Consider the following 22,534-nt stretch of genomic DNA (forward strand, 5'->3'; position numbering starts at 1 on the left):
GGCAGGCAGACGGGCCAACGTTCTACACCGTACGGAAATTCCCGCCGGAGGGGTGTCCGGGTTGGTGCGGCGTGCGACCGCCCGCTCCGCGCGGTCGGTGAGGCGTCCCGGGATCGGCGATGATCAGAGGATGAGATACGCAGAGCACATCTCCGAGCTCGTCGGCGGCACCCCGCTCGTCAGGCTGACCCGCGTCACGCAAGGGCTGTCGGCGACGATCCTCGCCAAGGTCGAGTACGTGAACCCCGGCGGCTCCGTGAAGGACCGGATCGCCCTCAGGATGGTCGAGGCGGCCGAGGCGTCGGGCGAGCTGAGGCCGGGCGGCACGATCGTCGAGCCGACGTCCGGGAACACCGGGGTCGGGCTCGCGCTCGTCGCGCAGCGCAAGGGCTACGACTGCGTGTTCGTCTGCCCCGACAAGGTGAGCCAGGACAAGCGGGACGTGCTGCGCGCGTACGGGGCGCGCGTCGTCGTGACGCCGACGGCCGTCGCGCCGGACCACCCCGACTCCTACTACTCGGTCTCCGACCGGCTGGTGCAGGAGATCCCGGGCGCCTGGAAGCCGAACCAGTACGCCAACCAGAACGGGCCCCTGTCGCACTACGAGTCCACCGGGCCCGAGATCTGGGCGGACACCGACGGACGCGTGACGCACTTCGTCACGGGCGTGGGTACGGGCGGCACGATCACCGGGACCGGCCGGTACCTCCACGAGGCCTCGGCGGACCGCGGGCCCGACGACGGCGGGCGGGTCCGCGTCGTCGGCGCGGACCCGGCCGGCTCCGTGTACTCGGGCGGCGACGGGCGCCCGTACCTCGTCGAGGGCGTGGGCGAGGACTTCTGGCCCACCGCGTACGACCCCGCGGTGCCCGACGAGGTCATCCCCGTGACCGACGCGGACTCGTTCGCCATGACGCGACGGCTCGCGCGCGAGGAGGGCCTGCTCGTCGGCGGCTCGTGCGGCATGGCGGTCGAGGCGACGCTGCGGCTCGCGCGCCGGCTCCAGGACGAGGACCCCGAGGCCGCGGCGCGCGCGGTGATCGTCGTGCTCCTGCCCGACAGCGGCCGTGGTTACATGTCGAAGATCTTCAACGACGCGTGGATGCGGTCGTACGGCTTCCTGCCGGCCGAGGAGGGCGTCACCGCGGGAGACGTCCTGCGCGCGAAGGACGGTCGCATGCCCGACCTCGTGCACACCCACCCGAACGAGACCGTGCGCGACGCGATCGAGATCCTGCGCGAGTACGGCGTCTCGCAGATGCCGGTCGTCGGCGCGGAGCCGCCCGTGAAGATCGGCGAGGTCGCGGGGTCGGTGAGCGAGCGGGAGCTGCTCGACGCCGTCTTCTCGGGGCGCGCGTCGCTCGCCGACCGCGTGGACAAGCACATGGAGCCGCGGTTCCCGCTCATCGGGGCCGGTGAGGGCGTCGAGGCGATCCGCGAGGCGCTGCACGACGCCGACGCGCTGCTCGTCGTCGAGGACGGCGACCCCGCGGGCGTGCTCACGCGTCACGACCTCCTGGGCTTCCTCGCGACCTGAGCGTCGGCCGAGCACGGGATCGTCTACCGCCGAGCACGGGATCTGCGACCGTTTCCGACCGGATCGGTGGAGGACCCCGTGCTCGGCGGGTGGGCAGGGGTCAGGCCGGCCGGGCGAGCCTCTCGAGGCCGGCGAGGATCATCGCGACGTGGGCGGTGAAGCTCGCGTCGAGGTCGTCGGGGAGGCGGAAGCCGCCGCCGAGCTCGAGGTGCACGAAGCCGTGCACGCTCGCCCGCAGCGAGCGGACCGCGTCGATCGTGCGGTCCGGGGGCAGGTCGAAGCCGCGCAGGACCGCGGCGACGACGTGCACGCTGCGCGCCGCGGCCTCGATCAGCGGCGCCGCCGCGGGGTCGTCCGGGTCCGGCGCGACCTGCGACGCCGCGTACCGGCCAGGACGTGACCGCGCGACGTCGCGGATCGCGTGGGCCAGCGCGACGACGGCGTCGGCGCCGGAGAGCCCGACCGTCGCGTCGGTCATCGCCCGCGTGAGGTCCTCGACGCAGACGACCGAGACCTCGCGCCGCAGCTCGGCCAGGGACGCGACGTGCTTGTACAGGCTGGGGGTCGCGACGCCGGCCTGCGCCGCGACCTTCGCGAGCGAGAGGTCGGCGAAGCCGGTCGGCCCGCCGCCGTCGACGAGCCCGAGCGCGATCCGCACCACCGCGTCGCGCGACAGCCCGGCCCTAGCCACGGTCGCCGCTCCGCGCTCCCCGCTCGCCGGTCCCGCGCGCGTCCTGCTCGCCGGTCGCGCGCACGGCCGCCGCGTCCGGCAGCCCGGCCAGGAACGGGAGGACTGTGGCGACGACCTCCTCGGGTGCCTGGAGCTGCGGGTAGTGGCCCACCTCGGGCAGGACGAGCGTCGTCGCCCCGAGGGACGCCTCGGCCCACGCGGCCTCGGCGACCGGGTCGGCGTAGTCCGGGTCGAGCGCGCCGAAGATGGCGAGCGCGGGCGCCTGCACGCGCGGGACCCGCGGCTCGACGACGGAGTGGTCGAGCTGGAGGCACAGGTGCCGGAACGAGCGCAGCCGGCCGGGTTCGGAGAGGTTCGCGCGGATCGCGGCCTGGTGCGCGGCGAGCCGTGCGGGACGACGGCCCTTGACGAGCGTCCCGTAGAAGGACGCCCAGGCCGCCGCGCCCCACGGTCGCACGAAGAGCGCGCGGTACAGCAGGCGCATCGCGCGCTGCTTGGCGGGCGAGACCGGCTCGCGCAGGAACCCGTCGAGGAGGACGAGGCCGCGCACGAGGTCCGGCCGCTCGGCCGCGGCGACCACGGCGGCCGAGGCGGCCATCGAGCTCCCCAGGAGGACGGCGGGCCCGGCGTCGAGGTGCTCGACGAGCGCGACGTAGTCCGACGCGGTGGCCTCGTCGCCGTGCGTCGCGAACGTCGTGCCGCTGTCGCCGTGGCCGCGCAGGTCCATCACGACGACGCGGTGACCGGCGTCGACGAGGGCGGGGGCGACGTCGTCGTAGGTCGCGCGCAGGTCGCCCATGCCGGGGACGGCCACGACGAGCGGGCCCGTGCCCTCGTCGGTGTAGGCGAGGCGGCCCGCGGGTCGCGACAGGTGATGGACGACGGGAGACGTCTGGCGCTGTGTCATAGCCAGAAGGCTAATACCATTAGCCGCGGATGGCAAGGCCTTCCGCCCGAGGGCTCTCGAGCCCTCCCAGGACGCGCCGCGTAAGGTGGACGGGCCGCGTGCGCGCGGCACATCCCAGCTCACCGACGAGAGGCATCCTCGTGACCGACCAGCCCGCCGAGCAGACCGCTCTGCCCTCCGCCTCGGGTTCCTTCGGCGACAAGCCGACCCTGACCTTCCCGGAGTCCGCAGCGCCCGACGGCCTCCAGGTCGTCGTGCTCTCCGAGGGGGACGGTCCCGCCGTGACCTCCGGGCGCAACATCGTCGTCCACTACCTCGGCCAGACGTGGGGCGGCCAGGTGTTCGACAACTCCTACGACCGCGGCGACACCATCGCGTTCCCCATCGGCGTCGGCGCCGTCATCGGTGGCTGGGACAAGGGCCTCGTCGGGCAGAACGTCGGCTCGCGGGTGCTCCTCTCCATCCCGCCGGAGCACGGCTACGGCCAGCGCGGCGTCCCCCAGGCGGGCATCGGCGGCACGGACACGCTCGTGTTCGTGGTCGACGTCGTCGACGTGCAGTGACGCCGTCGGGGAGCGGCCGTCGGGTCGGGTGACCGGTCCGCGGGGCGCGACGCTCAGCGACGCGTGCTGCGGGTGACCGTGAAGCGACGGTCGCGCGCCACCTGGACGGTCGGGCCGACCGCGCGCTCGAGCGCCGGGCGGTGGCGCAGGTGCGAGTTCACCACGCACCAGAGCTCGCCGCCCGGCCGCAGCACCCGGCCCGCCGTCGCGAACATGCGGTGCGCGGCGTCCGTGCGCAGCGCCGCGCCCTCGTGGAACGGCGGGTTGAGCAGCACGACGTCGGCGCTCGCGTCCGCGAGGGTCGCGCCCGCGTCGTCCCGCACGACGCGCACCCGGTCGCCCACGCCGTTGGCCCGCGCCGTGAGCGCGGCCGAGCGCACCGCCGCGTCCGAGCGGTCCGCGGCGACGACCTGCGCGGTCGGCCATCGCCGGGCGGCCCAGGCCGCCAGGATCCCCGTCCCGCACCCCAGGTCGACGACGTCGCGCGGCTCGCTCCCGCGGGTGGCCGCCGCGCCGCCCAGCGTCGCCCCCGCCGCCGCTCCGCCCGAGCGCTCGTCGCTGACCGCGCCCTCGAGGGCCTCGAGGAGGAACCGCGTGCCCAGGTCGAGGCTCGCGCCGGCGAACGCCGCGCCGTACGCGGCGACCGCGAGACCGACGTCGGGCAGGTCGACGGTGACGGGGTAGGTGAAGGGGGTCCCGGCGTCGGGAGCCCGAGGGGACCGCGCGACGAGGACGCGGGACTTGCCGCGCGCGAGGCTCGCGCGCACGTCGGCGAACGACTCGCCGAGCACGTCGTTCATCGCGGGTGTCATGTGCTTGACGCGCCCGCCCGCGAACAGGACGACGCCGGGGTCGGCCTCGCGCGCGACGTGCTCCGCGACGTCCCGCAGGGCGGCGAGCCCGCGGGGGAGGCGCAGCAGGACGACGCGCGCGCCCGCGAGCAGCCTTGGACCCGGTGCGTGCTGCTGGTAGGCGCCGAGCCTCCCGGTCGACGCCGCGTTCGCGGCGAGCGCCGCCTCCGCGGTGCACTCGTCCTGGTGCACCCGCACGACGCCGTCCGCGCGTCCCGGCTCGTCCGCCGTCGCGCCCCCGGACGACCCCCGGACCAGCGCCGTGGCACCGAGCGTGAGCGCGCCGAAACGGTCGTCGACGACGGCGACGTCGCCCGCGTCGGCCGCCGCGAGCCACGGCGCCGCCTCGTCGAGCAGCAGGCGGTCTGCGGCGTCGACGGCGACGGGGGAGTCCTCGCGCAGAGGTCCGCCGTCGTCGGTGCGGAGCCGGGCGAGCAGGTCGTCGAGGTCGGGCGTCGTCACGCTCCCAGTCTCCCCGACCGACCGGCGCGCGGTGCCCGCGTGCGCGCGCTAGCCTGCGGTTCTCGGTCCGAGGAGGCCACCATGGACGTCCCGAGGACGCTCGACGAGTCACGTGCCGCCGGCCGCACCCTCCGGGAGCGCGCGCCGCGCCGGGCCCAGGGCGAGCTGGTCCTCCCGGAGCGGGACCCGGTCGCGATCGTCGAGGAGCAGAACCGCGACCGCCTGCAGGAGCTCGTGCCGCTGCGCATCGGACGCATGCTCGAGTCCCCGTTCGCGTACTACCGCGGCACCGCCGCGACCATGGCCCACGACCTGCGCGACGGCCCGCGGACGGGCGTCCACGTCGTCGCGTGCGGCGACGCGCACGTGTCCAACTTCGGCCTGTTCGCCTCGCCGGAGCGGCGCCTCGTGTTCGACCTCAACGACTTCGACGAGGCGTGCGACGCCCCGTGGGAGTGGGACGTCAAGCGCCTCGCCGCCAGCATGTACGTCGGCGGACGGGACAAGGGCATGGCGGAGGCGGAGTGCGCGGACGCGGCACGGCTCGCCGTCCGCGGCTACCGGGAGGCGCTCGCGGAGCTGTTCGCCGGCAGCGCGCTCGACCGGTTCGCCTACCAGGTCGAGACCGACGTGATCGCGCCGACGATGCGCAAGGAGGGGCGGGAAGAGCTGCGCCGCACGGCACGCAAGGCGCGGCGGCGGACGTCCGAGCAGGTGGTGGAGCGGATCACGACGCGCACGGCGGACGGGCGGTCGCGGATCGTCGACCAGCCGCCGGTCACGCAGCACGTCGACCGCGTGTCGCTCGACGAGCTGACCACGATGTTCGAGCAGTACCGCGAGCCGCTGCGTTCAGACCTCCGGCTCCTGCTCGGGCAGTTCACGCTCGTCGACTTCGTGCTGCGCGTGGTGGGAGTGGGCAGCGTCGGCACGCGCTGCTACATCCTGCTCTTCGAGGGGCCCGCGGGGGAGCCGCTCGTCCTCCAGCTGAAGGAGGCCTCGACGTCGGTCCTCGCGCGCTACGGCGGCATGGTCGACGCCCTGCCCGCCGGGTTGAGGCCTGCGCGGGCGGAGCCGTCCCAGGGGCGGCGCGTCGTCGCTGCCCAGCGCATCCTCCAGGCGCACTCCGACCCCTTCCTCGGCTGGACGACCGTCGAGGCGCCGGACCGGACCGGACGCCCGCGCGTCGACTTCTTCTGGCGCCAGTTCCGGGACATGAAGGGTTCCGTCGAGCTGGACCGGCTGGACCCCGCACTGTTCTCGCGGTACGGCGGGCTGTGCGGACGCGTCCTCGCGCGGGCGCACAGCCAGTCGCCCGGCGCGAGGATGGTGCTCGGCTACCTGGGTCGCTCGGACACGTTCGACGCGTCCGTCGCGCGCTGGGCCCGCGCCTACGCGGACGTCGTCGAGCAGGACTACGCGGCCCTCGAGGCAGCGGTCGCGTCCGGGCGGCTGCCCGCCGAACGGGGCACGTGACGCCCGGGCGGCGACCCTAGGCTGGGCAGCATGACGGACGACGCCGCACGACCCCTGCCCGCCGGCGAGCTCGTGGAGCCTCCGGCGCACCAGCCGCGCGGGACGGCGCGCGTCGCGGTCGAGTACTGCACGCAGTGCCGCTGGCTGCTCCGCGCCGCGTGGGTCGCGCAGGAGCTCCTCCAGACCTTCCGGACCCGGCTCGGCGAGGTCGCGCTCGTGCCCGGGACGGACGGTGTGTTCCGCGTCACGCTCGACGCCGGGGACGGTCCGGTCCTGCTGTGGGACCGGAAGGCAGACGGCGGGTTCCCCGAGATCCCCGACCTCAAGCGCCGCGTGCGGGACGCCGTCGCCCCCGACCTGTCGCTCGGCCACACCGACCGCGCGGCGGGGAGCGCCTGACGGTCGAGAGGACCTGCGGTCTCCGCCCCGCTCGTCGGGTGGGCGGACGTGGCCGACAGGTGGCCGAACCGGCCGCGGTGACGACCTGGCTCAGGCCTTGCGGGACTGCTGCGCGGCGAGCCGCTCCTCCTCGGCGCGCACCTTCTTGAGGACCTCGCGCTCCTGGGCGAGCCACGCGGGCGGGTCCTGGCGCAGCTCGTCGATCTGCTCGGTGGTCAACGGCTCCGTCAGCCCGCCGCGCGTGAGGCCGGAGATCGAGACGCCGAGACGGCCGGCGACGACGGGCCGGGGGTGCGGGCCGTTGCGACGCAGGTCGGCGAGCCACTCCGGCGGGTTCTTCTCGAGCTCCTCGAGCTGCGCGCGCGTGATCTCCCTCGCCCGGAACTCCTCGGGCGTCGCGGGCAGGTACACCCCGAGCTTCTTGGCCGCCGTGGCGGGCTTCATCGACTGCGCGGAGTGCTTCGGGCTCATGCGCCCAGGGTATGTCCTCCGAGCGGGTCGGGCCGTCCGCCCGGGGGGCGCCGGCCCCTGGTGCCCGGTCCGGTCCGGTCGCGGGGCGCCGTCGGACCTAGGGTGGTCGGGTGGACGACGACACGGGCGCGACCCCCGAGGACGACAGCGACGCGACCCTCGAGGGCGGCGCGGGCACGGCTCCTGGTCACGAGGTCGGTCAGCAGGGCGGACCCCGCTTCCGGCTCGCGTACGTCCCGGGGGCGACCCCGGCGAAGTGGGTCCGCACGTGGCGCGCGCGGCACCCTGACGTACCGCTCGACCTCGTCGCGGCCGACGTCGCCGACGCCGAGCGCGTCCTGCGCGAGGGAGAGGCCGACGCCGCGCTCCTCCGGCCGCCGGTCGACAAGGATGTCCTCGCGGCGATCCCGCTCTACGAGGAGACGTCCGTCGTCGTCGTGTCGCGCGACCACCTGCTCGCCGCGCTGGACCCCGACGAGCCGGTCGCGCTCGACGACCTCGACGACGACGTCCTGCAGCGCCCGCTCGACGACGTCGTCCCCTGGGCGGGCGAGCCGGGGGCCGCGGACGACGCCCCGCCGCCGCCCGGCGTCGCGGCGGTCGAGCGCCCCGCGACGACGGCCGACGCCGTGGTCCTCGTCGCGGCGGGGGTGGGCGTCCTCGTCGTCCCGCAGTCGCTCGCGCGGCTGCACCACCGCAAGGACGTCGTGCACCGGCGGCTCGACGGCGCGCCGTCCGCGCCCGTCGCGCTCGCCTGGCTGGCGGAGAGGGACGACGACCTCGTCGAGGAGATGGTGGGCATCGTCCGCGGCCGGACCGTCAACAGCTCGCGAGGCCGGTCCCCGGCGCCCGACGCCGCGGCGTCGGGGCGTGCGGCCGAGCCGGGCGGCCCGCGCGGCGAGAAGGGCGGCACGGGCCGGGGTGCTGGCAAGGTCGGCTCGGGCAGGGGACCCGGGAAGGGCGGCAGGAGCGCCGGGACGAGCGGCCTGGGCAAGGGCGGCGGTCCCGGCAAGGGCGCGGGAAAGGGCGGCTCGGGCAAGGGCGCAGGCAAGGGCGGTTCGGGCAAGGCGGGCGGCGGGAAGCGCGGGGGGCGCGGGCAGGGCCGGGGTCGCTGAAACCCGGGTCTCGAGGGCGACCGAGGCGCTCTCGTCGAGCGCTGCGCCCAGGCTCGAGCGCTGCGCCCAAGGAGTGCGTCTCTCGAGCCGGGCGCTCGTCCGTCGACCTCCATAGGCATTGACTTATATAAGTGCTCGCTTCCATACTGGAGCGATGGAAGCGTTCGACGTGCTGGGCGACCCCGTCCGCCGCCGCATCCTCGAGCACCTGGCCGAGGGCGAGCGGTCCGCGGGCGAGGTCGTCGCTCTCGTGGGCGCGGAGTTCTCGATCAGCCAGCCCGCCGTCTCCCAGCACCTGCGCGTCCTGCGGACGAGCGGGTTCGCGGCCGTCCGTGCCGAGGGGACCAGGCGCCTCTACGCGCTCGACCCCGCGCCGCTGGCCGACGTCGAGGACTGGGCCGCCGGCCTCCGGCGCTTCTGGGAGCAGCGGCTCGACGCGCTCGGCACCGAGCTCGCGCGCGGGGCACGCGAACGGCGGCTCGCCGCGGACCGTGCCGCGAGCGGAGGCGGTGACGACACCGCGCGGGGGGCGCGAGCGCCGTCGACCACCGACGAGAAGCACGACACCGACACCACCTGGAGGGCAGGATGAAGGACCTCATCGCCGAGCTGGAGAACGTGCGACGCAGGGTCGGGCGCGGGACGCTCCCCGCGGGGGAGGCGCGCGTCGTCAGCCTCTCGCGGACGTACCCCGCGGCCGTCGACGACGTCTGGGACGCCGTGACGAACCCCGAGCGTCTCCCGCGCTGGTTCCTGCCCGTCACGGGCGACCTGCGCGTCGGGGGCACCTACCAGACGGAGGGCAACGCGGGCGGGGAGATCCGCGCGTGCGACGCGCCGCGTCACCTGCAGCTCACGTGGGTCATGGGCCCGTCGGGCCCCGAGGACTCCTCGATCGTCGACGTGCGTCTCGAGCCGGACGGCGACGGGACGCGGCTCACGCTCGAGCACACCGCCGTCACCCCGCCCGAGATGTGGGACCAGTTCGGCCCGGGAGCGGTCGGCGTCGGCTGGGACGGCGCGCTCCTCGGTCTCTCGCTGCACCTCGCGGGCGTCGAGGGGGCGATCGACCCCGAGACCCTCGCGACCGATCCCGCCGTGCGGGCGTTCAACACCGCGAGCAGCGAGTCCTGGGGCGCCGCCCTGGCCGCGGCGGACGGCCTGGACGAGGGGACCGTCGCGGCGCGCGTCGCGGCGACCACCGCGTTCTACGTGCCGCCGCTCGACCCGCAGGAGTAGCACCGCCGGGATCGAGAGGGTCGGGTCCGCCCTCGGTCGTGCGACGACACGCTCGACGTCCGACCGAGGGCTGATGTTCATCCGCTGTTCACCTGTCTACCCTCGACCGGTGAGCTCGCCCGATTCGTCCCGTCCCGCACCCGTCCTCGACCGTGTCCTGCACCCGGACGACACGCCGCCCGACTCCGGCGCGCCCCGCCCGCACGTCACCACCCGGGCGCTCGCGTGGCTGGGTGGCGCGGCGCTCGTCGTGGTCCTGGCCCTCCTGCTGCGCGGTCCGAGCGAGGGCCTGTACGTCGCGCTGACCGCTCGCACGGGCGACCTGTCGTGGACCGGGCTCGTCGCCGAGGGCGGCGTGCTCGTGCTCGTCGCGCTGTGCGGCGTCGTCCTCCTGCGCTCGCGGCACGACGGCCACGTCGCCGTGGCGACGACGCTCACGGCGGGCGTGGGTGCGGTCCTCGCCTACGGGGCCAGCGAGCTCGTGAAGTCCGTGGTCCGTCAGCCGCGCGGGTGCTGGGAGCTCGTCGAGGTCGCGCACTGCCCGCCGGCGGGGGACTGGTCGTTCCCGAGCAACCACACGGCGATCGCTTTCGCGCTCGCCACGGCGGTCGTCGTCGCGGGAGCGCCGGCCGTACGTCTCCTCGGCGGGCGGACGCCTCGCCACGCGGTCGTCGCGCGACCGGTCGACGTCGTGCTGTGGGTCGTGCTGCCCGTCGCGCTCGCCGTGGTGGTGGGCGCGGCGCGCGTCGCCCAGGGTGCGCACTTCCCGCACGACGTCGTCGCGGGCGCGGCGGTCGGGGTGGGGGTCGTGGTCGCGACCACCCTGGTGCTGGCAGGTCCCGGGACGACCGCGGTGCACGCGGCGTGCCGGGTCGACGGCGTCCGGCGCCTGCTCGTCGCGCGACCCTTCTGAGCGCGGGCTGGTCCGCAGGGCCTCAGCGGGGAGCGGTGACGAACACGTCGAAGAGCTCGGGGTTGTGGGCGTGCACGAGCACGCCGAACACCACGAGGTCGAACAGCAGGTGCACGGCGACGACGTACGTGAACGACTTGCTCCACGAGAAGATCCAGCCCTGCACGAGGGCGAACGGGATCGTCAGCAGCGGGCCCCACTCGCGGTAGCCGAGCTCCCACAGGAACGAGACGAACACCGCCGCCTGCAGGAGGTTCGCCGTCCACAGCCCGAAGTGCTGGCGCAGCAGCGCGAAGACGATGCACACGAAGAACAGCTCGTCCCAGATCCCGACGGCGTTCACCCCGACGAACAGCCGCGCGATCTCGGCCCCGCTCGTCACCTCCGGCCAGTTCCGGTACGCCCCCGAGCCGATGAAGTAGAACGGCAGGATGAGGTAGCCCGCGACGACGACCACGGCGAGGTAGACGATCTGGCCGCGCGACCAGCGCCGGCCGGTCGCGACGGGGAACGTGATCGTCCGGTCGTGGAACGCGACCCGCGACAGCGCCCAGGGCACGAGCACCGCGAGCGACAGGGCGACGGTGAAACGCGCCATGCCCGCGTCCGACAGGTCGGCCTCGAGCGAGATGGCCGAGATGATCCCCAGGCCCACGCCGATCAGGGCGAGGTCACGGCCGAGGACACGATCGACGGCCCAGCCGAGCGCGACGCCCAGCACGAGCGGGAGATAGCCGAGCGGGCGCACGTGCACCGCGAAGAGCAGCACCGCGGACAGCGAGACGAGCGCGGCGGCGAGCAGGCGGGCCGGCGAGCCGACGGCCCATGGCGGTAGGGCGGCGTCGGGCACGACGACGGACGGGCCGGGGGAAGACGTCACGTGCACACGGTGCCATGCCCGCGCGGCGGGAGCGCGTCACGACCTGCGCGTGGCAGGACCGTGGGCGACCGGTGGGGCGGTCCGAAGGAGTTCCGTGGGACCGTGGGTCGATGACCGCACCCACCTCCGAGCTCGGCGTCGTCGCCGTCCTGTCCGACGTCCACGGCGTGCTCCCCGTGCTGGACGCCGTGCTCGCGGAGCCCGACGTGCGCGTGGCAGACCTCGTCGTCGTGACCGGTGACCACGCCGCCGGCCCGCAGCCGGTCGAGGTGCTCGACCGCCTCACGTCGCTCGGTGACCGCGCCCTGCTCGTGCGCGGCAACGCGGACCGCGAGCTCGTCTCCTGGGCGCGCGACGGCGCGGGGGAGGTGCCCGACCCGGTCGTGCCGTGGGCGGCGGCGCAGCTCCGGCCCGACCAGGTCGAGCTGCTCGCCGGCCTGCCGCACCCCGTCGAGATCGTCGTGCGCGGGTTCGGGCGCGTCGTGTGCTGCCACGGGACGCCGCGCGACGACGAGGAGGTCGTGCTCGTCGACTCGTCGCTGGAGCGATGGGCCGACGTTCTCGGCGGCCTCGACCCCGCGGTCCGCACGGTGCTCTGCGGGCACACGCACATGCCGTTCGTGCGGCTCGTCGACCGGCGGCTCGTCGTGAACCCGGGGAGCGTCGGGATGCCGTACGGGCGCCCCGGCGGCGCCTGGGCGCTGCTGCACGACGGCCAGGTGTCGCTGCGCCACACGGAGGTCGACGTCGACGCGACCGTCGCCGCGGTGGTGACCGGCAGCGACTACCCGGGCGTCGAGGAGTGGGCCGAGTACTTCGTGCGGTCGGCGGCGAGCGACGCCGAGGCGCTGCGGGTCTTCGGGCCGCGCGACGGCCGCAGGCCGGCTGGACCGTGACCCGCCTCCGAGAGGCAGGGTCAGAGCTCCTCGTAGACCGCGGGGTCCTGGTCGTTCGTCCGACCGTCGGCGCGCGCGAGGCCTGTGAGGGCGTTCATCTCGTGCGTCGACAGCTCGAACGAGAAGACGTCGAGGTTCTCGCGCTGCCGCTCGGGCGACGACGCCTTGGGGATCGGCACGACGCCCAGCTGGACGTGCCAGCGCAGGACGACCTGCACCGGGGAGACCCCGTGGGCCGCCGCGACCGCGGTGACGACCGGGTCGGTGAGCAGCTCGCCCGCCCGCCCGATCGGGCTCCACGCCTCCGTGACGACACCCCGCTCGGCGTCGGCGTGGCGCTGGTCGTGCTGCGGGAAGTAGGGGTGCAGCTCGACCTGGTTCACGACGGGCGTCACACCCGTCGCCGCGATGACCGTGTCCAGGTGGTCGGGCAGGAAGTTGGAGACGCCGACGTGGCGGACCAGCCCGCGCTCGCGGCACGCGACGAGCGCCTCGTACGCCTCGACGTAGCGCCCGACGCCGGGGTTCGGCCAGTGGACCAGGTAGAGGTCGAGGTGGTCGAGACCGGTGCGGAACAGCGACTCCTCGACGGCGCGGACGGCGTCGTCGTAGGCGTGGTACCGCCCGGGCAGCTTCGACGTCACGAGCACCTCGTCGCGCGGCACCGACGACTGCCGTACGGCCGCGCCCACCGCGCCCTCGTTCTCGTAGCTGAACGCCGAGTCGATGAGCCGGTACCCCGCCTCGATCGCCCGCACGACCGTCTCCGCGCCGCCCGCCCCCCGAAGTGAGTAAGTGCCGAAGCCGATCGCGGGGATCGTGGTGCCGTCCTGGGACGTGAGTCGGGGGAGGGAGGTCATGCTCTCCATCTACGCACGCCCCGGACGCGCCGGCACGCGCAATGGAACCCTCGGTGGCGCTGCCCCGTCGGCGTACCGACACACCGTCCTCGCGCAGTCGTACGCTCTCCCCATGGTGGTGCTGTGCGGCCCTTCTCGTCGCGAGGTCGAACGGTGGTGGACGGCGCTGGTGCGCGGCGGCGTGAGCCGCGAGGAGGTGCATCGCTGGGCGGATCCGTACGTCATGGCCGATTCCCCTGTCGAGGCGCAGCCTCTCGTCATGACGGCGCTCCTGCACCTGCACGGCTTCGACCTGACGCGGGACCCGGACGACCCACGACTGATCCGCCACGGAGGGCCGGGCGAGCACGTCCACGAGTTCGAGTACATCCGTTCGACCTTCGACGGGTGGCTCGACGAGTGCCGGGAGCACGATGCAGACCCCGTCGCATGGTCGGCGGCCGTGCGCGAACGGGTCCGGCGCCTGGTGGTTCAGGGTGACTGACGGCCCCAGTGACGACCGTGACCGGCGGGCGGTCGAGACGATCATCGGCGTCGCCCTGCCGCGCGCATGGCCTCGAGGAGCCTGGCCCGCCGGCACGCGGGTCCGTGTCGTGCACGACCGGGCGTGGCACGGACCGTGGCTCCAGGAGTTCTCCGGCACCGTCAGCGCGATGGCGGCACCGGTGCCGATCAGAAACCCGCGCGCGGAAGCCGGCGAGCTGGAGTACTGGGTCGAGTTCGACCAGCCCCAGCGAGACGCCGACGGCGACGGGCCGTACCGCAAGGCACTCATCTGGGCCCGCTATCTCGTTGCCGACGAGGACCGGACCCGGCCGCGGCGTGTCCCGACGGCATGAGGACGGCCCTCGACCGGGTGGTCGAGGGCCGTCAGAGCGGGGAGACGATCAGGCGGCGTCGGGGAACGGGACGCCCGTCGTGGCGTGGCAGCGGTAGCCGTTCGGGTTCTTGTCGAGGTACTGCTGGTGGTAGTCCTCGGCGTAGTAGAACGGGCCGGCCTCGGATGCGGGGCGCCTCTCCGTCGTGATCGGGTCGTAGCCCTTCGCCTCGAGGACCTTGCCGTAGCGCTCGGCCGTCTCGCGGACCGCCTGCTCCTGCTCGGGCGTCGTCCAGTACACCGCGGACCGGTACTGCGTGCCGACGTCGTTGCCCTGGCGGTAGCCCTGGGTCGGGTCGTGGCGCTCCCAGAAGATCTTGAGGAGCTCCTCCTCGGAGACCTTCGTCGGGTCGTACGCCACGAGCGCCGTCTCGGTGTGGCCCGTGCGGGCGCTGCACGCCTCCTCGTAGGTGGGGTTCGGCGTCGTGCCGCCCATGTACCCGACGGCGGTGCTCACGACGCCCGGGACCTGCCAGAAGATCTCTTCGGCACCCCAGAAGCAGCCCATCGCGAGGTAGAGCACGCGCGTGCCCTCGGGCCAGGGGCCGGTGATCGACGTGCCGAGCACGGTGTGCGGGCGCGGGGTCTGCAGGACGGGGGACTGGCGCCCGGGGAGCGTGTCCTCCGGGGCGACCATCGTCGTCTTGCCGGACGAGCCGAAGATCGCGTCGAAGATCGAGTTCATCGCTTACCTCCTGAAGGGACCGGGACGACCGGGGCGCTGGCCCACGACGCATCGTCCTGGCACGGGGTAGAACGCGGCGCGGCCGGAGTGTGTTCCTGCCCTGGGCACGCGCCCTGGGCGCTCCGCCGAGGGTCTCACGGGACGATCGCGTCGATGTAGCCGCCGTCGACGCGCACGGCCGCACCCGTCGTCGCGGACGCGAGCGGCGACGCGAGGTACGCGACCATGTGCGCGATCTCCTCGGGCTCGATGAGCCGCTGGAGCAGCGACTGGGGCCGGTGCTCGCGCATGAAGACGCGCTGCGCCTCGTCCCAGGGCAGGTCGTCGCCGACGAGGCTCCGGGCGAAAGTCTCGACGCCGCCCGTGTGCGTCGGGCCGGCGAGCACGCTGTTCACCGTCACGCCCGTCCCCGCCGCGGCCTTGGCGAACCCGCGCGAGACGCCGAGCAGCGCCGTCTTCGTCACGCCGTAGTGGATCATCTCCGCCGGGATCACGACCGCCGAGTCGCTCCCGATGAACTGCACGCGACCCCAGCCGCGGTCCATCATCCCGGGCAGGTAGGCCCGCGTGAGGCGCACGCCCGTCAGGACGTTCACCTCGAGGAAGCGGCGCCACGTGGCGTCGTCGATCTCCAGCGGGTCCGCGCTCTCGAAGATGCCGAGGTTGTTCACGAGCACGTCGACGCGCGGCACCGCCTCGAGCATCGCCGCGGTGCCCTGGTCGGTGGCGAGGTCGGCCGCGACGCCGAGGACCTGCGCGCCCGGCACGTGCTCGCGCACGTCTTCCGCGGCGCGCTGCGACGTCTCCTCCGACCGCCCGTTGACGACGACGCTCGCCCCGCACCGCGCGAGGGTCCGGGCGATCGCCAGCCCGATGCCCTGCGCCGAGCCGGTGACGAGCGCCGTCCTGCCGTCGAGGTCGATCCTCATCCGTGCCTCCGTCCGCGTCGCGGGCACCACCGGTCGCGGCCGGTCGCTGCCCTGGTGCTCCCACCGTGCCGCGCGCCGTCGGGCCGCGCCACCGCGGGCCGTGACCGTGGCGGGCTCGGGCCGCGACCGTAGTCTGGGACGGTGAGCACCTCGAGCGAGCACCCCGACTGGACCACGACCGGCTTCTCTACCCGCGCCATCCACGCGGGCCAGGACCCGGACCCGACGACGGGCGCTGTCGTCCCGCCCATCCACCAGGTCTCCACGTACAAGCAGGACGGTGTGGGCGGCCTGCGCGGCGGGTACGAGTACTCGCGCTCCGCGAACCCGACGCGCACGGCGCTCGAGGAGGCGCTCGCGGCCGCGGAGTCCGGAGGGCTGGGCCCGACGGCGGACGGGTCGCCCGCCGCGCGGGGCTTCGCCTTCGCGTCCGGCCTCGCCGCGGAGGACACCCTCCTGCGCGCCGTGCTGCGCCCGGGGGACCACGTCGTGTTCCCGAACGACGCGTACGGCGGTACGTACCGGCTCGTCCACCGCGTGTTCGGCCCCTGGGGGATCGAGCACACCCCGGTCGACCTCACGGACCTGGCGAACCTCGACGCGGTGCGCGCCGCCGTCCGACCCGGGTCGACCAAGGTCGTGTGGGTCGAGACGCCGACGAACCCGCTGCTCGGGATCTCGGACGTCTCGGCGCTCGCGGAGATCGCTCACGAGGCGGGCGCGCTGCTCGTCGTCGACAACACGTTCGCGACGCCGTACCTCCAGCAGCCGCTCGCGCTCGGCGCGGACGTCGTCGTGCACTCGACGACGAAGTACGTCGGCGGGCACTCGGACGTCGTCGGCGGAGCGCTCGTCGTCGCAGCGGGCGCGCAGCTCCCGGGCGGCCTCGCGTCGCCCGCGGGCGGGACCGACGTCGCGGGCGCGGTGGGCTTCCACCAGAACGCGTCCGGCGCCGTCGCCGGCCCGTTCGACGCGTGGCTCACGCTCCGCGGGCTCAAGACGCTCGCGGTGCGCATGGACCGGCACCAGGCCAACGCCGCGGCCGTCGCGGCGTTCCTCGAGCAGCACCCGGCGGTGACGCAGGTGATCTACCCGGGGCTCGCGTCCCACCCGGGCCACGAGGTCGCGGCCCGCCAGATGAGCGGGTTCGGCGGCATGGTGTCGTTCCGCGTTGGCACCGAGGCGAAGGCGCTCGACGTGTGCGGGCGCACGCAGGTGTTCACGCTCGCGGAGTCGCTGGGCGGGGTCGAGTCGCTCGTCGAGCACCCGGGGCGCATGACCCACGGCTCGGTCGCCGGCACGGCGCTCGAGGTGCCGGACGACCTGGTGCGCCTGTCCGTCGGCATCGAGGACGTCGAGGACCTGATCGCCGACCTCGACCGCGCGCTGTCGTGACGCACACCGCCGGACGGGGCAGATCCGGCGGACGCGTGGTGCCGGTACGCGCGACCGGGTGCCCGCTCGCCTAGTGTTGCGCTGTGAGCGCGCAGACCGACCGGCCCGACCAGCACGAGCAGACCGCAGACCCCTCCCCGCTCCCGCCGGGTCGACCCGGTGCGGCGGCGGTGCCGGACTCGGTGCGCGCGGCCGCCGCCTGGTCGTGGCGGCTGCTGCTCATCGGCGCGCTCGTCGCCGCGACCCTGTGGGTCGTCACGCAGCTCAAGGTGATCGTCGTGCCGATCGCCGTCGCGCTCCTGCTCACGGTGCTGCTCACCCCCGTGCAGCGGTTCTGCCAGCGCCGGCTCGGCATGTCGCGCGGGCTGGCGTCGGGCGTCGCGCTCCTCGGGCTGCTGCTCGTCGTCGCGGGGCTCGTGACGCTCGCCGGGCAGCAGATCGTCAGCGGCTTCCAGGAGCTGCGCGACCAGGCTGTCGAGGGGTTCCAGCAGTTCACCGCCTGGCTCGCCGACGGCCCGCTGAAGCTCGACTCGGTGACGCTCGACTCCTACCTCGACCAGGCGCAGTCCGCCCTCTCCGAGAACCAGAGCAGCATCGTGTCCGGCGCCCTGGGCGCCGCCACCACGGTCGGCCACGTGCTCGCGGGCGCGCTCATCGCGCTGTTCTGCACGTTCTTCTTCCTGCTCGACGGCCGGACCATCTGGTCCTGGGCCGTCGGGCTCCTCCCGCTCCGGTCGCGCGACCGCGTGCACCAGGCGGGGCGCCGGGGCATCATCACGCTGTCCGCCTACACCCGGACCCAGATCCTCGTGGCCGCGGTCGACGCCGTCGGTATCGGCATCGGTGCGGCGTTCTTCGTGCCGTCCCTCGCGCTGCCGCTGGCCATCCTCGTGTTCGTCGGCTCGTTCATCCCGATCGTCGGTGCGATCGTCACCGGCTCGATCGCGGTGCTCGTCGTCCTCGTGGCGCAGGGCTGGCCGCAGGCGCTGATCATGCTCGCGATCGTCCTGCTCGTGCAGCAGATCGAGGGACACATCCTCCAGCCGTTCCTCATGGGGCACGCGGTCTCGCTGCACCCGGTCGCGGTCCTGCTCGTCGTCGCGGCGGGCAGCTTCGCGGCGGGCATCCTCGGGGCACTGTTCGCGGTCCCGATCGCCGCCGTCCTCAACACCGTGGTCCTCTACCTGCACGGGCACGACAAGTTCCCCGAGCTCGGGACCGACGACCGCGTCGTCGTCCGGGGGAGCCCGCAGCCCCCGGTCGTCACGCGCGCGGAGGCCGATCTCGACGAGCCCACCCGCCGGACGTGGGTGGGACGTCGCCGCGCCGCGCCGGGCCAGGAGGACTCTCCCGTCGCGAGCACCGAGGACGCCGGCGACGGCCCGTCCGCATGAGCGGTCCCGACCACGTCACGCTCGCCGACGTCCGGGACGCGGCCCGCCTGCTCGACGGCGTCGCGACGGTCACGCCCGTGCAGACGTCGCGCGCGATCAGCGAGGCGGCCGGCGTCCGCGTGCTCCTCAAGTGCGAGAACCTGCAGCGCGCGGGGTCGTTCAAGGTCCGCGGCGCGTACGTGCGCATGGCCCGGCTCTCGGCCGACGAGAAGGCACGCGGCGTCGTCGCGGCGAGCGCGGGGAACCACGCGCAGGGCGTCGCGTTCGCCGCCGGCCTGCTGGGCATCCGCGCCGTCGTGTACATGCCGGTCGACGCCGCCCTGCCCAAGGTCGCGGCGACCCGCCAGTACGGGGCGGAGGTCCGGCTCGTGGGGGAGGACGTCGACGCGACGCTCGCCGCGGCGCGGGCCGAGGCGGAGCGCACGGGTGCGGTGCTCATCCACCCGTTCGACCACCCCGACGTCGTCGCCGGGCAGGGCACGATCGCGCTCGAGATCCTCGAGCAGGTGCCCGACGTGCGGACCGTCGTCGCGCCGCTGGGCGGCGGCGGGCTCGTCGCGGGGCTCGCCGCGACGCTCGCGGAGGCCGCCCCGCACGTGCGCGTCGTCGGCGTGCAGGCAGCCTGCGCCGCGGCCTACCCGGCGTCGCTCGCCGCCGGCGAGCCCACGACGTCGCGGGTCGCCGCGACCATGGCCGACGGCATCGCTGTCGGCACGCCGGGCGCCGTCCCGTTCGAGATCCTCGCCCGACACGGGGTCGAGGTGCGCACCGTCACCGAGGAGGAGATCTCCCGCTCGCTGCTCATGGTGGCCGAGCGCGCGAAGCTCCTCGTCGAGCCGGCCGGGGCGGCAGGCGTGGCCGCTCTGCTCGCGGCGTCGCGCGCGCTCGACGTCGCCGACCCGACCGCGGGTGCTGCGCCCCTGGAGGGGCCGGTCGTCGTGGTCCTCTCCGGCGGGAACATCGACCCGCTCGTCCTCCTGCGCGTCGTGCGCCACGGCCTCGCCGCAGCGGGCCGGTACATCCAGCTCCAGGTGCTGCTCGACGACCGGCCCGGCGCGCTCGCCGGGCTGCTCGAGATCATCTCCTCCCTGCGCGGGAACGTCATGCACATCGACCACGACCGCACGGACGTCGGGCTCGCGATCGGGGAGGCGTGGGTGCGCATGCAGGTCGAGACGAAGGGTCCCGAGCACTGCGACGAGCTCGTCGCGCGGCTGCGCGCCGAGGGCTACCGCGTCGAGCGGTCGGAGCGGACGTCGCCCGCCTGACCTCGCGACCTGGCGAGATGCGACTCGTGGTCGCTCCGGCACGCTCGACGCCGACCACGACTCGCATCTCGCGCGTCCGGACGGGTGCCACCGCGGTTCACGATCGCGGCCAGGACGGCGTCACGACGCGTGGCCGGGTCGCCGCGTCCGGGGCGTCGGGCAGCTCGTCCGGCCGGACGCCGCGGTCGACGAAGGCCTGGAGCACGCGGCTCTCCGTGCTGGGCCATCGCCGCAGGACGTCGTGCGCGAACAGCACGATCACGCGCCAGCCCAGCCGCTCGAGCTCCTCCTGACGGGCGACGTCGTCCAGGCGCTGCTTCGCGGAGACGAGGTGGTGCGCGCCGTCGTACTCGACCGAGATCCGCAGCGCTGGCCAGCACAGGTCCGGTCGGGCGACCCACCGGCCGTCGTCGTCGAAGACGTCCGCGCCGACGACCGGGCACGGAAACCCCGAGTCGACCAGCTGCAGCCGCAGCCGCGTCTCCATCGGTGAGTCGACGAACCGGCGCGACCGCTCGAGCGCCAGGGTCAGCGACGTGGAGCCCCGGCGACCCGACCACGCCGCGAGTCGCGCTTCGAGCAGCTCACGAGGGCAGGGCCGGGTTCGTCCGCGCCCGTGGAGCAGGGCGTCCGTGACGACGAGGAGGTCGGTCGGCCCGAGCGACGGTCCCGCCTGCCGGCCCGCGACGAGCGCGCCGAGGTCGGCCCAGGTGCGGTCGGGTCGCGTCGTGCGCACCCCGTGCCGGACCGCGACGTCGACCGGCGCGAGCCCGGCGTGCGACACGACGTGGAGGGCGTCGATCGACCGCCGGCCAGCGGGGCCGGTCACATGGAGCGGGCCCGTTCCGGTGACGCCCCGCGGCAGCGGCAGGTCCCATAGTGCGGCCGCCGTCGTGTGGGAGAACGCCGCGTCGTCCGGGAGGACGAGCTGCACCGCCGCGGTCACGCCGCGGACGTCGTCGGCGAGGCCCACGTCCATGCGCACCCCGCGGACCGGTGCGTGCAGACGTGGCGACCGCAGCTGGCGGCGGGTCGCGCCGAGGGCGAGGGCGGTGGCGACGAGGAACGGAGGCTCGGGAAGGGGTGGCAGCACGTCGGTCGGTGTGGCGTCGCCCGCCTCGCCGTGGTGGCCCCGGACCGAGACTGTGGACGACGGCGGCACCGGCCTGCCCGGAGCAGGGATCGAGAGGCGAGAAGTGGTCGTCCGACGTGCGGCCGGAGCGACGACGAGCCGCATCTCGTGGGCACGACCGCGGGATCTGGTGGGACGACGACGGCCCGGCACCCGATGGGTGCCGGGCCGTCGTGGCGGGCGTGCGTCGTCGTGAGGGAGGTCGTCAGCCCTCGAACGGCTTGGCGCCGGTGATCTTCACGGCGATCTCGTTGCCGTTGGGCGCGGTGTAGCTCGTCGCGTCCCCGATGGACTTGCCGTCGATCGCGGCGCCGAGCGGCGACGTCGGCGAGTACACGTCGAGGTCCGTCGTGCCGGCGATCTCGCGGGAGCCGAGCAGGAAGGTCATCTCGTCGCCCGCGACCTCGGCGGTCACGACCATGCCGGGTTCGACCTTGCCGTCGTCCGGCGGCGTGCCGATCTGCACGTTGCGCAGCTTCTCGGTGAGCTCGCGGATGCGTGCCTCGTTCTTGGCCTGCTCCTCGCGCGCGGCGTGGTAGCCGCCGTTCTCCTTGAGGTCGCCCTCGTCGCGCGCGGCGGCGATGCGCTCGGCGATCTCGGTGCGGCCCTCGCCGGACAGGTGGGCGAGCTCGGCCTGCAGCCTGTCGTGCGCCTCCTGGGTCAGCCAGGTGACGGTGGTGTTGGTCACGGTTCGCTCCTTCCTTCCATGGTCGACGGCCGCACCTCGGCGGCCGTGCAGGTGCGGGCAGCCGAGGCGCGAGCTCTCGCGGTGCGCCTGCCTGCCCGGGTCGGTGACGCTGCCCGGGTGGCAGCGCATGTGGCTGGGTCTCCGCGCGGTGCTCCGGTGCCCGACGGCGGCCGGCGCGTCGGTCTCGACGGGCACGGCTCGTCCGGGCGCAGTCCTGCGCAGGAATCCCTCAGGGTATCAAAGGGCACCCACGTGCCGACGACGACGCAGGTCACGACCTCCGGGCTCACGGCCGGGGCGCGGTCCAGGAGGGCCGGGGTGAGCAGGTGAGAAGGGTCACTCCACGACGCGGCACGACTCGACGACGCCCGTCGTCGCCAGCTCGGACGTGGCGACGCTCACGGTCCAGCGGGACTCGAGCGTGTCCACCGGGCCGACGGTCACGTCGAGCGTGCCGACCTGCGCGTAGCTGTCCGCCATCGTGTCGACGGTGCACTCCGCGACGGTCCCGGGCTCCATGGAGACCTCGAACGTCACGTCGACGCGCTCGGAGTCCACGACGTCGAACCCGACGAGCTTGTGCCGCACCGGCTCGCTCGCGAACCGGATCCCGATGGCGACGACGACCGCGAGCCCCACCACTGCCAGTGCCGCGATCGCCGCGATCGCCAGGCGTCGACGTCGCACCGTCGGCTCCGGCCCGTACCGTCCCGCGGGCGGCCGTGCAGGCGTGCCGGGGGCGGGCTGCGGGGCGGTGGTCTCGTTCGTCACGTCGGGGTGTCCTGGTTCGGCGGCCGCCGGTCGGCTCCGGTCGTCGCGGTCGCCAGGGGCGGGTCCGGCTGCGGCGGGGTTCGTCAGCGGTGGGCGGGGTGGGGGATCATGGTCCTCGACCATCTTCGCAGAGCC

The 22,534-nt window shown here is 74.6% G+C and carries 25 protein-coding genes; 14 read left to right on the forward strand and 11 right to left on the reverse strand.

Translation table 11 applies throughout. The features are described 5' to 3' along the window. Positions 1 to 130: 130 nt before the first annotated feature. Positions 131 to 1,537, forward strand: coding sequence for a cystathionine beta-synthase (locus tag ACZCLJ_RS18685; RefSeq protein WP_463104850.1), 1,407 nt, complete (start codon positions 131 to 133; stop codon positions 1,535 to 1,537). 100 nt (positions 1,538 to 1,637) lie between these two features. On the opposite strand, the gene ACZCLJ_RS18690 is transcribed toward ACZCLJ_RS18685, so the two are convergent. Both ACZCLJ_RS18690 and ACZCLJ_RS18695 read right to left on the reverse strand, forming a co-directional pair. Then, complete coding sequence (locus tag ACZCLJ_RS18690) at positions 1,638 to 2,228, reverse strand: TetR/AcrR family transcriptional regulator (protein ID WP_463104851.1); 591 nt, start codon at positions 2,226 to 2,228, stop codon at positions 1,638 to 1,640. Further along, positions 2,221 to 3,135: an alpha/beta fold hydrolase gene (locus ACZCLJ_RS18695; RefSeq protein WP_463104852.1), complete on the reverse strand. Its 915-nt coding sequence runs from the start codon at positions 3,133 to 3,135 to the stop codon at positions 2,221 to 2,223. The genes ACZCLJ_RS18690 and ACZCLJ_RS18695 overlap by 8 nt, the downstream gene beginning before the upstream one ends. 140 nt (positions 3,136 to 3,275) lie before the next feature. Here ACZCLJ_RS18695 and ACZCLJ_RS18700 point away from each other — a divergent pair, with 140 nt between their 5' ends. Beyond that, a complete protein-coding gene (locus tag ACZCLJ_RS18700) occupies positions 3,276 to 3,698 on the forward strand; it encodes an FKBP-type peptidyl-prolyl cis-trans isomerase (RefSeq protein WP_251150429.1) in 423 nt (140 codons plus the stop codon). A 53-nt stretch (positions 3,699 to 3,751) separates the two neighbouring features. On the opposite strand, the gene ACZCLJ_RS18705 is transcribed toward ACZCLJ_RS18700, so the two are convergent. Continuing rightward, entirely contained in the window at positions 3,752 to 5,011 is a 1,260-nt protein-coding gene (locus tag ACZCLJ_RS18705; protein WP_463104853.1) for a class I SAM-dependent methyltransferase, read from the reverse strand. A gap of 81 nt (positions 5,012 to 5,092) precedes the next feature. Here ACZCLJ_RS18705 and ACZCLJ_RS18710 point away from each other — a divergent pair, with 81 nt between their 5' ends. Both ACZCLJ_RS18710 and ACZCLJ_RS18715 read left to right on the forward strand, forming a co-directional pair. Next, entirely contained in the window at positions 5,093 to 6,487 is a 1,395-nt protein-coding gene (locus ACZCLJ_RS18710; protein WP_463104854.1) for a DUF2252 domain-containing protein, read from the forward strand. Between the two features lie 30 nt (positions 6,488 to 6,517). Then, positions 6,518 to 6,886, forward strand: coding sequence for an Rdx family protein (locus ACZCLJ_RS18715; protein ID WP_463104855.1), 369 nt, complete (start codon positions 6,518 to 6,520; stop codon positions 6,884 to 6,886). A gap of 90 nt (positions 6,887 to 6,976) precedes the next feature. Here ACZCLJ_RS18715 and ACZCLJ_RS18720 read toward each other — a convergent pair whose 3' ends face one another. Further along, complete coding sequence (locus ACZCLJ_RS18720) at positions 6,977 to 7,357, reverse strand: DUF5997 family protein (protein ID WP_251150605.1); 381 nt, start codon at positions 7,355 to 7,357, stop codon at positions 6,977 to 6,979. A gap of 110 nt (positions 7,358 to 7,467) precedes the next feature. Here ACZCLJ_RS18720 and ACZCLJ_RS18725 point away from each other — a divergent pair, with 110 nt between their 5' ends. The 4 genes from ACZCLJ_RS18725 to ACZCLJ_RS18740 all read left to right on the forward strand — a co-directional run bounded on the left by ACZCLJ_RS18725 (position 7,468) and on the right by ACZCLJ_RS18740 (position 10,624). Next, a complete protein-coding gene (locus ACZCLJ_RS18725; RefSeq protein WP_463104856.1) occupies positions 7,468 to 8,472 on the forward strand; it encodes a LysR substrate-binding domain-containing protein in 1,005 nt (334 codons plus the stop codon). A gap of 154 nt (positions 8,473 to 8,626) precedes the next feature. Next, positions 8,627 to 9,064, forward strand: a complete 438-nt coding sequence (locus ACZCLJ_RS18730; RefSeq protein WP_463104857.1) for an ArsR/SmtB family transcription factor — start codon at positions 8,627 to 8,629, stop codon at positions 9,062 to 9,064. Next, positions 9,061 to 9,711 carry an SRPBCC family protein gene (locus ACZCLJ_RS18735; RefSeq protein ID WP_463104858.1) on the forward strand — a complete coding sequence of 217 codons (651 nt, stop codon included), beginning with the start codon at positions 9,061 to 9,063 and terminating at the stop codon, positions 9,709 to 9,711. Before ACZCLJ_RS18730 ends, ACZCLJ_RS18735 begins: the two co-directional genes overlap by 4 nt. A gap of 109 nt (positions 9,712 to 9,820) precedes the next feature. Further along, positions 9,821 to 10,624, forward strand: coding sequence for a phosphatase PAP2 family protein (locus tag ACZCLJ_RS18740; protein ID WP_463104859.1), 804 nt, complete (start codon positions 9,821 to 9,823; stop codon positions 10,622 to 10,624). Positions 10,625 to 10,646: 22 nt separating this feature from the next. On the opposite strand, the gene ACZCLJ_RS18745 is transcribed toward ACZCLJ_RS18740, so the two are convergent. Continuing rightward, complete coding sequence (locus ACZCLJ_RS18745) at positions 10,647 to 11,474, reverse strand: CPBP family glutamic-type intramembrane protease (protein ID WP_463106429.1); 828 nt, start codon at positions 11,472 to 11,474, stop codon at positions 10,647 to 10,649. A gap of 140 nt (positions 11,475 to 11,614) precedes the next feature. Between ACZCLJ_RS18745 and ACZCLJ_RS18750 the strand changes: the two genes are divergently transcribed. Continuing rightward, positions 11,615 to 12,400 (forward strand): metallophosphoesterase family protein, encoded by a 786-nt coding sequence (locus ACZCLJ_RS18750; RefSeq protein ID WP_463104860.1) that lies wholly within the window; start codon positions 11,615 to 11,617, stop codon positions 12,398 to 12,400. Positions 12,401 to 12,420: 20 nt separating this feature from the next. Here the strand turns inward: ACZCLJ_RS18750 and ACZCLJ_RS18755 are convergent, their stop codons facing one another. Next, positions 12,421 to 13,260, reverse strand: coding sequence for an aldo/keto reductase (locus ACZCLJ_RS18755; RefSeq protein WP_463104861.1), 840 nt, complete (start codon positions 13,258 to 13,260; stop codon positions 12,421 to 12,423). Here ACZCLJ_RS18755 and ACZCLJ_RS18760 point away from each other — a divergent pair. Together ACZCLJ_RS18760 and ACZCLJ_RS18765 are read left to right on the forward strand one after the other, a co-directional pair. Next, entirely contained in the window at positions 13,259 to 13,744 is a 486-nt protein-coding gene (locus ACZCLJ_RS18760; RefSeq protein ID WP_463104862.1) for a hypothetical protein, read from the forward strand. The genes ACZCLJ_RS18755 and ACZCLJ_RS18760 overlap by 2 nt on opposite strands. Next, positions 13,737 to 14,099, forward strand: coding sequence for a hypothetical protein (locus ACZCLJ_RS18765; RefSeq protein WP_463104863.1), 363 nt, complete (start codon positions 13,737 to 13,739; stop codon positions 14,097 to 14,099). The genes ACZCLJ_RS18760 and ACZCLJ_RS18765 overlap by 8 nt, the downstream gene beginning before the upstream one ends. A 48-nt stretch (positions 14,100 to 14,147) precedes the next feature. Here the strand turns inward: ACZCLJ_RS18765 and msrA are convergent, their stop codons facing one another. Together msrA and ACZCLJ_RS18775 are read right to left on the reverse strand one after the other, a co-directional pair. Continuing rightward, the gene (gene msrA / locus ACZCLJ_RS18770) at positions 14,148 to 14,822 is read right to left on the reverse strand and encodes a peptide-methionine (S)-S-oxide reductase MsrA (protein WP_463104864.1); all 675 of its coding nucleotides are present in this window, start codon (positions 14,820 to 14,822) and stop codon (positions 14,148 to 14,150) included. A gap of 134 nt (positions 14,823 to 14,956) precedes the next feature. Continuing rightward, positions 14,957 to 15,751: an SDR family NAD(P)-dependent oxidoreductase gene (locus ACZCLJ_RS18775; RefSeq protein WP_463104865.1), complete on the reverse strand. Its 795-nt coding sequence runs from the start codon at positions 15,749 to 15,751 to the stop codon at positions 14,957 to 14,959. Between the two features lie 141 nt (positions 15,752 to 15,892). On the opposite strand from ACZCLJ_RS18775, the gene ACZCLJ_RS18780 reads away from it, so the two are divergent. From ACZCLJ_RS18780 to ilvA, 3 genes are all read left to right on the forward strand, one after another. After that, on the forward strand, positions 15,893 to 17,146 hold the full coding sequence (locus tag ACZCLJ_RS18780; RefSeq protein ID WP_463104866.1) for a cystathionine gamma-synthase: 1,254 nt from the start codon (positions 15,893 to 15,895) through the stop codon (positions 17,144 to 17,146). Positions 17,147 to 17,229: 83 nt separating this feature from the next. Continuing rightward, positions 17,230 to 18,540 (forward strand): AI-2E family transporter, encoded by a 1,311-nt coding sequence (locus tag ACZCLJ_RS18785; protein WP_463104867.1) that lies wholly within the window; start codon positions 17,230 to 17,232, stop codon positions 18,538 to 18,540. Further along, positions 18,537 to 19,808: a threonine ammonia-lyase gene (gene ilvA, locus ACZCLJ_RS18790; protein WP_463104868.1), complete on the forward strand. Its 1,272-nt coding sequence runs from the start codon at positions 18,537 to 18,539 to the stop codon at positions 19,806 to 19,808. The genes ACZCLJ_RS18785 and ilvA overlap by 4 nt, the downstream gene beginning before the upstream one ends. Positions 19,809 to 19,905: 97 nt before the next feature. Here the strand turns inward: ilvA and ACZCLJ_RS18795 are convergent, their stop codons facing one another. The 3 genes from ACZCLJ_RS18795 to ACZCLJ_RS18805 all read right to left on the reverse strand — a co-directional run bounded on the left by ACZCLJ_RS18795 (position 19,906) and on the right by ACZCLJ_RS18805 (position 22,399). Further along, positions 19,906 to 20,901, reverse strand: a complete 996-nt coding sequence (locus ACZCLJ_RS18795; RefSeq protein ID WP_463104869.1) for an endonuclease domain-containing protein — start codon at positions 20,899 to 20,901, stop codon at positions 19,906 to 19,908. A gap of 244 nt (positions 20,902 to 21,145) precedes the next feature. Then, positions 21,146 to 21,628, reverse strand: a complete 483-nt coding sequence (gene greA / locus ACZCLJ_RS18800) for a transcription elongation factor GreA (protein WP_251150412.1) — start codon at positions 21,626 to 21,628, stop codon at positions 21,146 to 21,148. Between the two features lie 336 nt (positions 21,629 to 21,964). Continuing rightward, complete coding sequence (locus ACZCLJ_RS18805) at positions 21,965 to 22,399, reverse strand: DUF4307 domain-containing protein (RefSeq protein ID WP_463104870.1); 435 nt, start codon at positions 22,397 to 22,399, stop codon at positions 21,965 to 21,967. Between the last annotated feature and the right edge of the window lie 135 nt (positions 22,400 to 22,534).

The organism is Cellulosimicrobium sp. So1_17, from assembly GCF_055181235.1.

What these genes read in the sequence shown, in the direction of transcription:
- ACZCLJ_RS18685 (WP_463104850.1), top strand. Translation starts at nt 131, where the DNA reads ATGAGATACGCAGAGCACATCTCCGAGCTCGTCGGCGGCACCCCGCTC.
- ACZCLJ_RS18695 (WP_463104852.1), bottom strand. Translation starts at nt 3,135, where the DNA reads ATGACACAGCGCCAGACGTCTCCCGTCGTCCATCACCTGTCGCGACCC.
- ACZCLJ_RS18710 (WP_463104854.1), top strand. Translation starts at nt 5,093, where the DNA reads ATGGACGTCCCGAGGACGCTCGACGAGTCACGTGCCGCCGGCCGCACC.
- ACZCLJ_RS18715 (WP_463104855.1), top strand. Translation starts at nt 6,518, where the DNA reads ATGACGGACGACGCCGCACGACCCCTGCCCGCCGGCGAGCTCGTGGAG.
- ACZCLJ_RS18720 (WP_251150605.1), bottom strand. Translation starts at nt 7,357, where the DNA reads ATGAGCCCGAAGCACTCCGCGCAGTCGATGAAGCCCGCCACGGCGGCC.
- ACZCLJ_RS18730 (WP_463104857.1), top strand. Translation starts at nt 8,627, where the DNA reads ATGGAAGCGTTCGACGTGCTGGGCGACCCCGTCCGCCGCCGCATCCTC.
- ACZCLJ_RS18735 (WP_463104858.1), top strand. Translation starts at nt 9,061, where the DNA reads ATGAAGGACCTCATCGCCGAGCTGGAGAACGTGCGACGCAGGGTCGGG.
- ACZCLJ_RS18750 (WP_463104860.1), top strand. Translation starts at nt 11,615, where the DNA reads ATGACCGCACCCACCTCCGAGCTCGGCGTCGTCGCCGTCCTGTCCGAC.
- ACZCLJ_RS18760 (WP_463104862.1), top strand. Translation starts at nt 13,259, where the DNA reads ATGCTCTCCATCTACGCACGCCCCGGACGCGCCGGCACGCGCAATGGA.
- ACZCLJ_RS18755 (WP_463104861.1), bottom strand. Translation starts at nt 13,260, where the DNA reads ATGACCTCCCTCCCCCGACTCACGTCCCAGGACGGCACCACGATCCCC.
- msrA (WP_463104864.1), bottom strand. Translation starts at nt 14,822, where the DNA reads ATGAACTCGATCTTCGACGCGATCTTCGGCTCGTCCGGCAAGACGACG.
- ACZCLJ_RS18775 (WP_463104865.1), bottom strand. Translation starts at nt 15,751, where the DNA reads ATGAGGATCGACCTCGACGGCAGGACGGCGCTCGTCACCGGCTCGGCG.
- ilvA (WP_463104868.1), top strand. Translation starts at nt 18,537, where the DNA reads ATGAGCGGTCCCGACCACGTCACGCTCGCCGACGTCCGGGACGCGGCC.